Source organism: Saccharicrinis sp. 156 (assembly GCF_050589685.1).
Lineage (GTDB): Bacteria > Bacteroidota > Bacteroidia > Bacteroidales > Marinilabiliaceae > Saccharicrinis.
This window is the reverse complement of the sequence record NZ_JBNGOS010000002.1, coordinates 145,438-158,311: the sequence shown is the minus strand read 5'-3', so window position 1 is coordinate 158,311 and position 12,874 is coordinate 145,438. Positions and strand designations below refer to the sequence as shown.

The 12,874-nt window shown below is 40.1% G+C and carries 11 protein-coding genes; 4 read left to right on the top strand and 7 right to left on the bottom strand.

The genetic code is table 11. From position 1 onward, the window contains the following. Positions 1-75 precede the first annotated feature (75 nt). The 3 genes from ACRD64_RS01370 to ACRD64_RS01360 form a co-directional block, all read right to left on the bottom strand. Positions 76-831 (bottom strand): ABC transporter ATP-binding protein, encoded by a 756-nt coding sequence (locus ACRD64_RS01370; protein ID WP_430931354.1) that lies wholly within the window; start codon positions 829-831, stop codon positions 76-78. Positions 832-1,051: 220 nt separating this feature from the next. Continuing rightward, on the bottom strand, positions 1,052-2,377 hold the full coding sequence (locus ACRD64_RS01365) for an efflux RND transporter periplasmic adaptor subunit (protein ID WP_430931353.1): 1,326 nt from the start codon (positions 2,375-2,377) through the stop codon (positions 1,052-1,054). A 61-nt stretch (positions 2,378-2,438) separates the two neighbouring features. Beyond that, positions 2,439-3,767, bottom strand: a complete 1,329-nt coding sequence (locus tag ACRD64_RS01360; protein WP_430931352.1) for a TolC family protein — start codon at positions 3,765-3,767, stop codon at positions 2,439-2,441. Positions 3,768-4,145: 378 nt separating this feature from the next. On the opposite strand from ACRD64_RS01360, the gene ACRD64_RS01355 reads away from it, so the two are divergent. Both ACRD64_RS01355 and ACRD64_RS01350 read left to right on the top strand, forming a co-directional pair. Beyond that, positions 4,146-4,283 carry a hypothetical protein gene (locus tag ACRD64_RS01355; protein ID WP_430931443.1) on the top strand — a complete coding sequence of 46 codons (138 nt, stop codon included), beginning with the start codon at positions 4,146-4,148 and terminating at the stop codon, positions 4,281-4,283. Between the two features lie 296 nt (positions 4,284-4,579). Then, a complete protein-coding gene (locus tag ACRD64_RS01350) occupies positions 4,580-6,823 on the top strand; it encodes a peptidase U32 family protein (protein ID WP_430931351.1) in 2,244 nt (747 codons plus the stop codon). Positions 6,824-6,911: 88 nt separating this feature from the next. Here ACRD64_RS01350 and ACRD64_RS01345 read toward each other — a convergent pair whose 3' ends face one another. Beyond that, complete coding sequence (locus ACRD64_RS01345; protein WP_430931350.1) at positions 6,912-7,091, bottom strand: hypothetical protein; 180 nt, start codon at positions 7,089-7,091, stop codon at positions 6,912-6,914. A gap of 659 nt (positions 7,092-7,750) precedes the next feature. Here ACRD64_RS01345 and ACRD64_RS01340 point away from each other — a divergent pair. Continuing rightward, the gene (locus tag ACRD64_RS01340) at positions 7,751-8,107 is read left to right on the top strand and encodes a hypothetical protein (RefSeq protein WP_430931349.1); all 357 of its coding nucleotides are present in this window, start codon (positions 7,751-7,753) and stop codon (positions 8,105-8,107) included. A gap of 66 nt (positions 8,108-8,173) precedes the next feature. Then, a complete protein-coding gene (locus ACRD64_RS01335; RefSeq protein WP_430931348.1) occupies positions 8,174-8,317 on the top strand; it encodes a hypothetical protein in 144 nt (47 codons plus the stop codon). A gap of 234 nt (positions 8,318-8,551) precedes the next feature. Here the strand turns inward: ACRD64_RS01335 and ACRD64_RS01330 are convergent, their stop codons facing one another. The 3 genes from ACRD64_RS01330 to ACRD64_RS01320 all read right to left on the bottom strand — a co-directional run bounded on the left by ACRD64_RS01330 (position 8,552) and on the right by ACRD64_RS01320 (position 12,855). After that, the gene (locus tag ACRD64_RS01330; protein ID WP_430931347.1) at positions 8,552-9,421 is read right to left on the bottom strand and encodes a carbohydrate kinase family protein; all 870 of its coding nucleotides are present in this window, start codon (positions 9,419-9,421) and stop codon (positions 8,552-8,554) included. A 553-nt stretch (positions 9,422-9,974) separates the two neighbouring features. Beyond that, a complete protein-coding gene (locus tag ACRD64_RS01325; protein WP_430931346.1) occupies positions 9,975-11,132 on the bottom strand; it encodes an MFS transporter in 1,158 nt (385 codons plus the stop codon). Between the two features lie 148 nt (positions 11,133-11,280). Further along, positions 11,281-12,855: a glycoside hydrolase family 32 protein gene (locus ACRD64_RS01320; RefSeq protein ID WP_430931345.1), complete on the bottom strand. Its 1,575-nt coding sequence runs from the start codon at positions 12,853-12,855 to the stop codon at positions 11,281-11,283. Positions 12,856-12,874: the final 19 nt, after the last annotated feature.

Below are 12,874 nucleotides of genomic sequence, written 5' to 3'. Positions count from 1 at the left end.
AAAACTAAAGGTATACATAAGGAACGGTCCATAAGCCTCAGGAGCTTCGTATGAACCTTTCCAATCAACCTTATCCTAATTCAATATATAATCTTCGTTTTTCAGTTTCAATATCGCCTCACTGGCAATGGCCCTATTTTCTGTTTGGGCATCTTTAATAATCCGGCCATCTCTGAAAACAATATTCCTTTTGGTAAACAAGGCGATATCCGGTTCGTGTGTCACAAAGCCAATGGTTATGCCTTTTTCGTTCAGTTCCTGAAACAAGGCCATAATCTCAAAAGAAGTCCGTGTATCCAGGTTGCCCGTGGCCTCATCGGCCAAAATAATTACCGGGTCGTTCACTATTGACCGGGCTATGGCCACACGTTGCTGCTGTCCGCCCGACATCTGGTTGGACAGGTGTTTCATCCTATCTTGCAAACCCACTGCTACCAAGGCAGCCTCAGCCTTTTCGCGACGCAGCTTACTGTTAATGGATGGATTATATAACAAGGGGAGTTCCACATTTTCCAGGGCCGTAGTTCTGGGCAATAAATTGTACGACTGGAACACAAAGCCCAACTTGGTGCTTCTTATTTCCGCCAGCTGATTTTTCTTCATGGACTTCACATTGTTTCCATCCAGCCAATAATCCCCTTCCGATGCTCTATCAAGGCATCCAAGAATATTCAACAGGGTTGATTTGCCTGAACCGCTGGTACCCATTATGGCCACAAATTCGCCTTTTGTTATGGTTAAATCCACTCCCCGAAGCGCCCTAACCTGCTCACCTCCTACCTCATAAATCTTATGCAGGTTCTTTATTTCAATGATTTTATTGTTGTCCATGATTTTTGATTTTAACATATGGAAATTCAACTCCCGAAATAAATTCGGGACTATGCGTTCCGAGCTTGTCTCGGAAAGATTTTTGGAGCATTCTTTAAATTGCTCTTAAACAACCTCGCTCTCCCTTTTCCGTTTTCCTTGTTCCCTTTTTTTTGCGCCAAGTAAATCACTGCCTACAGAGAACTGTTGACTGCCAACTCTCCCACCGCTTATCGAAGTCTTACCTCGGTGGTCCACCGCCACCTTTGCGACGCGATGGCATAAATGGACTGGATTGTTCATCGTTGTTCTCCGATTCATTATCCTCATCAACATCCTGTTCCATACCTTCAGTCATGGATATTACAATTTCATCACCTTCAGTCAAGCCTGAGATAATTTCAACTTTTGATCCATCATTAATACCAATTTCAATGGGGACAGGATGAATCGAACTACCTTTTTTAATCCACACCATTGTTTTTGAGTCATCCTCTTTCATCATACCATCAGATGGCCCTTGCATTTGCTTTCCGGATGATTGACCGCTTTGCATGTTACCTTTGTTTCCGTTCATACCTGGTCTTCCTTCCGGGCGTTGCGGTCTTTGATCTTCAGGTAATGATTGCATATATTCCATCATCATTTCCCTTTCCGGACTAAAACGTAAGGCTTTACCTGCTGCCAATAATACATCATTGGCTTCTTCCACATATGCGGTGATACTTGCGGTCATGCCCGGCTTTAGCTTTTTGTCGGGGTTGGCAACTATTACAATTACCGTATAGGTAATTACGTTTGACGATTCATTAGGCTGCAGCCTTATCTCGGAAACCTTACCGGTAAAAGTATCATCTGGAAAAGCATCTACCGTAAAATCCACATGCTGCCCAACTTCCACCATACCTATATCGGCTTCATCCACATCGGCTTCCACCTGCATTTCGCTTAAATCGTTGGTAATAGTATACAGCTCAGGTGTATTCATGCTTGCTGCCACAGTTTGCCCCTCTTCTACGGCACGGTTCAACACCACGCCATCAATAGGTGAATAGATGGTGGCATAACTTAAATTCCGCTCTGCTTTTTCTACATTGGCTTTCGCAGACTTCAGGTTAGCTTCGCTTGTTTTATAATTATACACCGCTAAATCATAATCACTTTGCGATAACACATCTTTATCGTACAAAGTCTTCATCCTGGCCAGGTTGCTTTTTTGGTATTCGTACTCGGCCTCTGATCTGTTTAGGTCGGCCTGTGCATTTTCCAGCGAAGATTTTAAGGTGGATTTATCCAGCTCCGCAATTAACTGCCCCTTTTTTACGATAGAATTAAAATCCACATATAGTTTTTCGATCACACCAGACACCTGGGTTCCTACCTCAACCGTGTTAGTGGCTTCCAATGTTCCCGTAGCCGTAATCGAATTGTTTATGGATCCTCGTTGCACTATTGCTGTTTCAAAAACATATCCCGACTTGCCGCTATTGGTAAAGGAATAAGTCAGTACTGCTGCTATTACCATGCATGAAACAACTGCATAAATGATTATTTTTTTCCGTTTCATCTTTATTAGATTTTAGTATTCAGATATATGTATCCAGTTTATTTTACTTCCTTTTATCATTTTATAGGGCAATAAGGTTTCCCATGTAGTATTCAATGATTTCGTTTTGTAAAACCATTTCGTACTTTGCCCTTGTCAGGTTATTTTCTGCTGTCGTTAAATTGTTTTTCGATATCAGGAAATCCACGGAACTCAACATTCCTTGCGAAAACATTTCTTCCGCTAACTTAAAAGATTCCTGTTCTGCCACGAATTGTTCCTCGTACGACAAAAAGGTACTACTGGCCGTTTGCGCATCGGTACAGGCCTGTTCAATGGCTTTTCGCAAATCGTTTCTGGTGTCTATCAGGTTGTACTCATAATTATCCCTTGTAATCACCGCTTGTTTCACCCTGTTTTTAACCTCTTTTCGTTGATAAATAGGAATAGACAAGGATAACCCAATGGTGGGAGTTACCTGGTTAGAAAATTGATCGCTAAATGCAGGAGTAAATCCACTATTATAATTGCTTTGAACACTCCCGTTTAACGAAAGATATGGTAGTGCATTTACTTTTGCGAGTTTGATATCCATCTCCGAGCTTTCCAGGTCCAACTCGGCTGTTTTAACACCTGGCTGAATTCCCAATGCCACGTTATACACAATGCCGGGATCCGTTTCCGTGTTCAACTTCACTAAGGTATCTATATTAGGATGCGATATGTCGAACGAATTGCTCACAGGCATATTCATGGTCTGCATCAAGGTTACCAAAGCAATTCGTAACGAACTTTGCGAAGTGACCAAGGTGGCCTTATCGCTCGAATACTGCGATCTTATATTCAAATAGTCAGATGGCGACATGACTCCCGCCTCACGACGAATGGTAGCTTCTTCCAGTTCCTTTTCCGTGGCCTCCAATTGCGACTGGCTGTTTTTTACTTGCTCCTTAGCCTGCAACACGGCAATGTAATTGGCCAGAACATCCAGACTTAATAATTCTTCCTTGGTTTTAATATCAGTTTCGGCTGCGGATAGGTTGATTTTTCCTTGAAGAATGGAGTTTTTGATTTTTGCACCGTTATACAAGGTAAGGTTTGAGCTTAAGGAAACATTCAAGTTGCTATTTGTTTCCCGGTCCCAGATTCCTTCTGTGTTGTTATAAGTATTATTGGAGCTTACTGATTCATTGGCCGACAATGATAAATTGGGACTACGTTCCGCTTTTCTTTGTTCCAATTCAGAAACCATACTAATAACCTCATTATTGGCCCTGCCAATAGTGGTACTGTTTTCCAAGGCATACGCAATGCAATCGTCCAGTGAAAACTGTTTTTCCTGTCCTTTTGCCGGTAAAAAAATTATACCTAATAAAAGAATTGGCATGAATGTTTTCAATATCGTGTTCATCTTAATTGATTTAATAATTGATTTACGATACAAATATTCCTCTATTTGTTGTGTACCTCAATTCAATTAGACCGTTGGCTGGGTATTTTAGAAGTTTGAACGGTTTTACCCGACGAATGGAAATTGGAATTATAGAAAAAGTCATTACAAAACTTATCTATAAGTACGGTTATTATCCTTCCTATTTAATATTTTAAGAATTGCTATAATTATCCTTATGAATAAACACAAAGATGGATACCATTGAAAATGATAAAGCGAGGTTTGATACCAGGCTGCCCAAAGAACAAAAGGAACTTTTTGAAGGAGTTGCTATGCTGGGGATAAAGAACTCTTACAGAGTTTGTATTATCTACCGTTTAGGGAAAAGCCAATGAAATAACTACGAATCAGAAAAAAATAATTTCTACTCAAAACGACATAGAAGTATTTTTTAATGCACTTACGAATCCTCCAACTCCTAACGATAATTTTGTTATGGCAGCAGAAGCTTATAAAAACTACATTAACAAATGAATTTTGCAACCCTTCCCTTAGAAAAAGCGCATTAAAAAAAAGGATTTTGTTGTGGCAATACAATGCTTGATAATTATTTTCAGCATCAGGTTACGCATTAAATAAAAAGTAAATTCGTTTTTATTTCGTTACCCGATAGTGGTAAAATGTTTATAGCCATGAAAACGGTTAAAGTTTTATTTGAGAAATCAAATTTACTTTAACTACTGCCTGGTTGGTGAGTATATAAAAAAGGAATGAATGATGCACGTTAAATCCTGAGCTCAAAAAACCTATCTTTGCGCATATTAAAGTATATGGAAAAGAAGATTGAATTATTGGCTCCGGGTGGAGATGTTAACAGTATTAAAGCGGCCATAATTGCTGGTGCAGATGCTGTTTACTGTGGGTTGGATAGGTTTAATGCCCGTAACAGGGCTGCCAATATTAGTTTCGATGAATTGCAAGGTGTGATGCGCCTCGCGCATAATTACCGATGCGAAGTCTTTCTTACGTTGAATATCCTTATTCTCGAAAATGAAATTCCCGCTTTAATTCAACTACTCAACCAACTTGTAAATACCAACATCGATGGAATCATTGTTCAGGATTTGGGGTTGCTCTATATCCTTTCTGCCTATTACAATTCACTGAGAATTCATGCCTCCACACAGATGACCACGCATAACGAAGGTCAGATAAAATTTTTGGCCCGGCTACATGCAGAGCGTGTCAATTTATCCCGGGAATTGAACTTAAAAGAGATCAAACACCTGACATCCGTCGGAAAAAAACATGAGGTACAAACCGAAGTATTTGTGCACGGTTCGCAATGCATTTCATTCTCGGGCATTTGTTATATGAGTTCGGTCCATGGCGGAAATTCGGGAAACAGAGGAAGATGCAGTCAGCCCTGCAGAGACCGGTATTTGACCACACCGGCAGGAAAAGAATACCCGCTGAATTTAAAGGACAATTCGGCGTATTCGAACATTGGGGAATTATACGAAGCCGGTGTATATTCGTTGAAAATAGAAGGTCGCATAAAAAAGCACGATTATATTTATACGGTGGTTGGTTCCTACAAAAAACAGATTGAAAACTGGCAAAAGCACCAAACGCTACTTTCTGAAAAAAACATGTTGTACAAGGTTTTTAACCGCGATTTTTCCAATGCTTATCTTACGGCGGAAATCTCAAAAGACATGTTTATCGATAATCCCAGGGATTATTCGGTTATTCGTTTAAAGAAAGATAAGGCGTTTCAATCCCTGACCGAGAGAGAACAAGCGGAGAAAGATCTTTTTGAGGAAAAAGATAGGATTATGGAAGATGTGGAAACCAAAACTAAAAAGCTGAGTATTGAAAAACTGCCTGTGATCCTTCGTATTACAGGCGAAGTTGCGTCTCCATTAAAAATATCGGTGCAAACTCCTGATGCTTCCTTCGATGTGATTTCAGAAGTTGTACTTAGTAATAAAGGAACAGAATCCATAAGCTATAGCACTCTATTTAAACGCTTAAAAGCGATCAACACCAGTAATTATTATATTTCGGAAATGAACCTGGAAGGGATAAATGACCGGTTATATCTGCCTTTTAAAGAACTGACAGTCTTAAGGAATCGAATACTTTTTTTATTAATGGATTCCAAGAAAAACATCACGCCTGTTCAGCTACCTCAAATAAAAAGTCAACCAAAGCAAGGCATCAAACCAGCATTATCCGTATTTATTTCATCTTTAAATGATTTACATCACACTTCGGAAACCGACACTTCCATCTACTTTAAACTCCCCGGTAATTTTAAAAACAGGTTTTCGGAATATATTGAAGTATTCAGGAAGGAACGAAACCTTATCCCCTGTTTTCCTTCTGTTTTAATTGGTGATGAATATTCTACAGCTGTCGATTTCATCCATAAAGTCCGGCCTAATTCATTGGTAACCGATAATACGGGAATTGCATTTGAGGCCTATCAACTTGGGTTGGAATGGATCGCAGGCCCCGGATTGAACATCGTTAATTCATACAGTTTGAAGTGCTTAAAAAAGCAATTCAATTGTGCGGGTGCCTTTATCTCGAGCGAATTAAGCAGAATGCAACTCAGAGGTATTCAGAAACCTGATAATTTTAATCTTTATTTTAGCGTTTACCATCCTCATGTTTTAATGACATCCAGACAGTGTTTTACACAACAGACCATGGGATGTAATAAAAAAGTGGTTGACAGCGAATGCATTGAAAATTGCGAAAAATCTTCATCCATCACCAATACGAAAGGTATTTCATTTGCCGTCGTAAAATCCAAAGGGAACTATCACCAAATTTACAGTAACCAAAACTATCTGAATACCGATATTATTAGCGACAACCTCAAAATGTTCGATTCATTTTTTATTGATTTAAGCGATGTAGCCACCGAAACGATGGTAACTATAAGTAAAGCAGAAATTATCCGGCATTTTAATGATTTAGTAAGCGGAAATTCCAAGGCAAGTCAACTAATACGTCAATCCGTTTATCCTACCTCCTGCATTCAATATAAAAAAGGCATATAGATTACCCATACAACTGAAGAAAAATTGTTAATCTCTGCTTTTTAAACAAAAACATAATCCTGGCACCTCTCTATTTTAGAAAAGAGAATTACTTTAAATTATATTTCAATTTTATTTCTTGCTTTTTATCTTCGTCCAGTGATTTCATATATCCTTTCCATCCGGGACAAAAAGTAATATGCCACCTCCAAAACCTCCCGATCAACGATTTGGGTTTTACATCGTATTTAGCCCTCATCCAACACTGTTCGCAGCTTTGCTTTTCCATGGTATTGTTTTTAGTCTGTGAAAAAATAAGTTCTCCACTAAGTTAATAAATCGAATGCCTTCCACAATCCAAAAATTTGACATGTGGTTCTTTTTTAACCACCTTATTATTGGTGTCCGGTTATAATTGAATCTATTCCCCGTCTGTCCAACAAGCAGGCGCTCTTCTTTCGGACTGCAATGAAGCCAAAAATAGTTGACACCTTGTGAAGTTAAACCCGCAATATGCATAGAAATTCTATTACACATTGAAATTACTTTAAAACAAGACTCTTCGTTGCTTCAAGTAATACCTTGTTTTATTGTACTTGCAATGCTCATGACGAACCTCCAATACATAATCCGGGTTAAACCAGACCTTTATTTTTATATCCTAACATTCTACCATCACCATAAATTAATAGGGGTACTTTTAAAAATAAACTTCTTTTTTTTTGCAACTACCCCACATCAAACACCAATGTATTTTTGTTTATAAACGTTTTTCGACAAATCACCCTTAATTTGTTAGTTACTAAAACATTAATCCACATCAAGAAGACGATGTTATTTAACGTAAATTAACAATATGATTTCACCCTTATGGCTGTATGAACTGTCATTAGTAAGAGAAACATTATACCAACAAACGTAAAACACTTGCAAAAAATTATGAAGACCATGGAGAAGAAAAGTGAGAATGCCCAAAAGTTAAAACTAACAACAACCAAGACATTTTTGAATATTTTTATAGTGATTCTATTTTTAATCGTCGGTATTTTGCCATCAAACAATCATGTTATGGCCGATATTAAGCCAGGTAAGAAGAAGGCTACTTTGATCCTTTCCGATGGTCGCAAGTTTGTGTTAACCGACACAGATACCTTGTTAAACTCCGGCATCCCAGGTGTTAAAATACGAATTGATTCGTTAGGTATTCATTATGAACAAAAAATGACATTGCAAACAAAGGATAATCAGGTTAAACAATCCATTAAAAAGGGCAACCATAACAAAATAAGTCCCAAAAACATATAGCACACCCATCTTCCAAGAACGAAATACCTATTCCGCCAGCGAATTATGGTGCGACATGAGCAAAATATGATAAGTCACCTGCGAAAAGGGTTTTACAAAGGCATATTGGTGTGTTACGATAGCCAAACAGGGTATATCGCAGGCCAAAAAGCAGGTTACGAGGGTAAAATAGCATGTTACCAAAGCGAAATAGTATGTTACGAGGGCTAAACGAGATGTTACCATCGTAACACCCCGTTTCGCTCCTGTAACTATGTATTTGGTTATGGTAACACCTTAATCGCTCCCGTTCCTTGGTGTTTTGCCATTGTCGTAAGCACTTTGGTTTATGTTTAAAGCAGTTCGCTTCTTTTCATAAGTCCTATACCTCCGTAGATATTCGGAACAAGTGATGATATCCAACTTTTAAGAGGATGATAATTGCAATGTAATAATTGATAACATTTATAACTTGTACTTCAATTTCTCCGGCAATAGCGGCGTTGCACCGTTGTTGGTGCACACAAAGGCAGAAACATCCACCGCTTTTTGGTGAAGCGCCGTCAGCGGCTGTTCATATAGCAATCCCATCACCATGGTGGCCGTAAACGAATCACCGGCACCAATGGTATCGGCCACTTTTACTTTCGGCGTGGGGATAAATGACTTTTCATCCTTGGCCATCAGCAAACTACCCTCAGAACCTTTTGTTAGCGTTAACAGCCGAAGATTGTATTGATCCACAACCTGGGCGCACAACTCCTCCTCCGTCCCTTCCATGCCGAACATGGTTCGGAAAATTTCTATCTCTTCTTCATTGATTTTAAACACATCGGCAAATTCCAACGACTTCTCTATGACTTCCTTAGAGTAAAAATGCTGCCGCAAATTAATATCAAATACCTTTATGCAGGATTCTGGCACCAATGCCAAAGCCTCCCAAATGGCTTTTCGGGAAACCTTGCTACGCTGGGCCAAAGAGCCAAAGCAAACAGCATCTGCTTTAACCAATTTCTCTTTGGCTACATCAGTCAGTTTAATATTGTCCCAGGCCACATCTTCGTAAATGGTATAGCTGGGGATGCCATTATTTAATTCTACCCCAACCGTACCTGTTGGTTTGTTAGAAATATGAAGTGCGTTAACCACGTTTTCTTCTTCTATAATTTTGACAATCTCCTGGCCGAGTTCATCATTGCCAATAGCACTGATGGCCACCCCTTCGGCACCTAACTGCATGGCATGATATGCAAAGTTGGCAGGTGCCCCGCCCAACACTTTTCCTTCCGGAAGCATGTCCCAAAGTATTTCGCCTATTCCTATTACTGTTTTCATCTCATTATAATTTTAAACTTTTACATGTATTCGATAGTACGCGCCAATACATATTTTTCTGACTGCGAAACAATTCGCATGGCTCGTTTCATTTTTTTATATTTTAGAAGCCCCCAACCTACGAATGGGCTTTGATTAGTTGTTCGGATTTAAATAATTCTTCCCGTCATACCCTTTAAAACCGCCATATGCATCAGAAATCCTATTTTACAATTCAACTACTTTAAAACAAGGCATTTCACTCATTTTAAACTCTCCAGAGGGGTGCTATGCCTCGTTTCATCCATGCCTTGTTTTATGGTATTTTAAAAGCCCGTTACGTACCTCTAGTACATAATCCGTGTTAAATTAGCCATTAACAATGTATTAAAAATTTTACTCATCTACCAACCCGGAGATTTTCGCATGCTTAGGTCACGAAAAGTTGCAATCGGAACTGTAAAAATAAATGGGTCCCATAATCCGTTTTTTCGCTCGAAACAAAATATCGTTTAAGCCCAGGTGCATTCGGCGCTGGTTATATTATTGGCTGCGCCGACAGCAGGTTTTCTTATCAATATTTCACCTTGTTGATGTAGGATAGCAGGTATACCGCTCCGGCAAGCATAACAATAATTGCGCCTATTTGCGAAGCCATCGCATCTGAGGCCACCCCCATAACAAGCGGAAATATTGTTCCCCCGAACAGACCCATAATCATCAAGCCCGATATTTCGTTTTTCTTGTCCGGCTTATGGAACAAGGCCTGTGAAAATACAATGGAGAAAACATTTGAGTTACCGTACCCGATCATACCCACAAAGGCATAAATCAACCATTGATTAGTGGCAATTGTCAGACCCGAAATCCCAACCGTTAGCATTGCAACGCTTATTATAAAGAATTTTTTAGCGGAAAACTTTACCAAGATAAAACTCCCGGTCAAGGCTCCTATGGTCCGGAAAAGAAAATATACACTGGTGGCATATCCGGCAGCGGACAAGTCCATTCCCAATCGCTCCATTAGAATCTTGGGCGCGGTAACATTTGTGCCCACATCGATGCCCACATGGCACATGATACCCAGGAAGGATAGAAAAACGAAGCCATCGCCCAGCAGGGAAAAGCATTGCCCGAAGGTGGAAGGTTTCCCCACCACTTTCTCCTCCTCTATTTTTGTGAACCCTAACCATAAAGTAGCGGCTATGGCCACGACCATAAAAATTGGGAACAATAACTTCCAGTCGTTAAATTGCAGGGCCGCCCAGGCCGCTATAATAGGGGCCATAAAACTAGCAATCGCTTTCACAAACTGTCCGAAGGTCATGGTGCTGGCCAATCTGTCGCCACGTATTAAGTTTGACACCAAAGGGTTGATAGACACCTGCATCAAAGTGTTACCAATTCCCAAAAGGGCAAAAGAAACCAGCATGACAGTGTAGTCATAGGCAATTACAGGCAACATCAACGATAAAATCGTGACAAATAAGCTTAACACCAATGTTTTTCTGCGCCCTATCCGATCCATCAGCATCCCTGTAGGCACCGAAAAAATCAAAAACCAAAAAAAGACCATGGAAGGTAAAAGGTTGGCCACACTGTCGGACAGTTCAAAATCGGCCTTCACATAATTGGTGGCAATTCCCACCAGGTCCACAAACCCCATAGCAAAGAATGCTAACATTACCGGGGCCAGTTTGGCATAGTTCAATTTATTGTTAGTAGTATCCATATTATTATTTTTTATTACAACCTGTGTCGTTGTAGAAATTAGAACACAGAGGCGCGGAGACACTGGGTTTAATTATTATTAATCTTTCCAACATTAAGTTTTGATCTCCGTTCTTGAATCGCACGATCGTTGCAAAGAACGGTTCTATTTAATTCCAAATTTTATGGACAGGCGTAAATGAAGCTTCAATCAGCATAGCTTCTCCACTCGACGACATTTCCATGGTATTCCAGTTTTTGTTGGGGAATACCAGGTTGGTCATCTGAAACTCTCCGTCGTTTACAAATATTTCAAAACCATTTTCGTCCCAATATATGTGCACCTTTATTTTTGTTTTGTCAAAAACATAGTTGCCTGAAACAGGCACCGCAAAGTCTTGGCTAAAATCGCTTTTGCCAGCTTTCGTCCTATCAAAATCAATTCTCCCCTCCTCTATCTCAAGGTTGAGCGATACTTCTTCTTTCAAATCGTTTTTAAGCTTTATGTTAACGGATTTACCGGACATGGCATCTATGTTAAGTTCCGACATCCACGCTCCACCTTTTACTTTTGATTCAAATAGCTGAAGTGCGTTCTCCGAAAGGTTAATCCCTGATTCCGATTGAGCCTGTGTTTTGTTTAAAATGGAAGCCGTCTCTGCAACAGGCTTAGCAGCCAATAAGTAGTTATCTCCTTTGCTTATCAATCTTAATTCGCGTGGCAGGGTCATTCCGCTTCGCCATCTTTCGGTTGGTACTTTGGTTGCATATTGCCAGTTACTCATCCAGCCGATAAATATTCTTCTCCCATCCTGCTCCGGGATATCGCTCCAGGTAACACCTGCATAATTATCCTTTCCATGATCCAACCATATCGGTTGGGGCGACGGGTTTTCGTTGATAAACTTGTTACCGTCAAATTCCCCCACAAAATATTGTGTAGCCGAACCTCCGTTTGGACCTCCCGGATTAATGCTGACCAACAGCACCCATTTTTCGTTTCCCCTGTCGTCTTTGATCGGAAACAAATCGGGACATTCCCAAACGCCACCATGGCCACCTACATCTTTACCAAAATCTGACTCATGTGTCCATGATTTTAAATCTGGCGATGAATAAAAACCAATATGGTCCTTGACAGCCAGGGCCATGATCCATTTATTGTATTTTTCTGACCAGATCACCTTGGGATCCCTGAAATCTTGAATGCCGGGATTGGCGAGAACCGGGTTGCCTTGGTACGTTTCCCAGGTACGTCCTTTATCCAAACTATAGGCAATACTCTGATATTGATAATCGTTCCTTTCTTGTTTAGCCATCGGGTCGTTATGATGCGTAAAAATGGCTATCAACGGAGGATTTTCCTCGCTACCCAAACCGGATGTATTATTCCAGTCCACGACTGCACTTCCCGAGAATATCCAACCCAAAGAGTCTGGATAGATACCAATAGGTAAATGCTCCCAATGAACCAGATCAGTACTTACCGCATGGCCCCAGTGCATAGGGCCCCAAACATTAGCATCCGGGTAATACTGGTAAAATAGGTGATACTCTCCTTGATAATAAACCATTCCGTTCGGGTCGTTCATCCACATGGAATCCGGCGTAAAGTGGTATTGAGGGCGGTATTGCTCCGTGTAGTATTCGCTTGCTGTTTCCTTTGTTGCTTGCTGCTTTTTCTGTGAACAAGCCAACAATATACCCACTGCGATTATTGCAATTAAAATTTCTCTTAGCTTCATTTTTGTAGTTATTAATGTT

Bases quoted from the DNA above. Each gene is read 5' to 3' on its own strand.
- ACRD64_RS01330 (WP_430931347.1), bottom strand. From the start codon at position 9,421: ATGAAAACAGTAATAGGAATAGGCGAAATACTTTGGGACATGCTTCCG.
- ACRD64_RS01370 (WP_430931354.1), bottom strand. From the start codon at position 831: ATGGACAACAATAAAATCATTGAAATAAAGAACCTGCATAAGATTTAT.
- ACRD64_RS01320 (WP_430931345.1), bottom strand. From the start codon at position 12,855: ATGAAGCTAAGAGAAATTTTAATTGCAATAATCGCAGTGGGTATATTG.
- ACRD64_RS01335 (WP_430931348.1), top strand. From the start codon at position 8,174: ATGATAAGTCACCTGCGAAAAGGGTTTTACAAAGGCATATTGGTGTGT.
- ACRD64_RS01340 (WP_430931349.1), top strand. From the start codon at position 7,751: ATGGAGAAGAAAAGTGAGAATGCCCAAAAGTTAAAACTAACAACAACC.
- ACRD64_RS01325 (WP_430931346.1), bottom strand. From the start codon at position 11,132: ATGGATACTACTAACAATAAATTGAACTATGCCAAACTGGCCCCGGTA.
- ACRD64_RS01360 (WP_430931352.1), bottom strand. From the start codon at position 3,767: ATGAACACGATATTGAAAACATTCATGCCAATTCTTTTATTAGGTATA.
- ACRD64_RS01365 (WP_430931353.1), bottom strand. From the start codon at position 2,377: ATGAAACGGAAAAAAATAATCATTTATGCAGTTGTTTCATGCATGGTA.
- ACRD64_RS01350 (WP_430931351.1), top strand. From the start codon at position 4,580: ATGGAAAAGAAGATTGAATTATTGGCTCCGGGTGGAGATGTTAACAGT.
- ACRD64_RS01345 (WP_430931350.1), bottom strand. From the start codon at position 7,091: ATGGAAAAGCAAAGCTGCGAACAGTGTTGGATGAGGGCTAAATACGAT.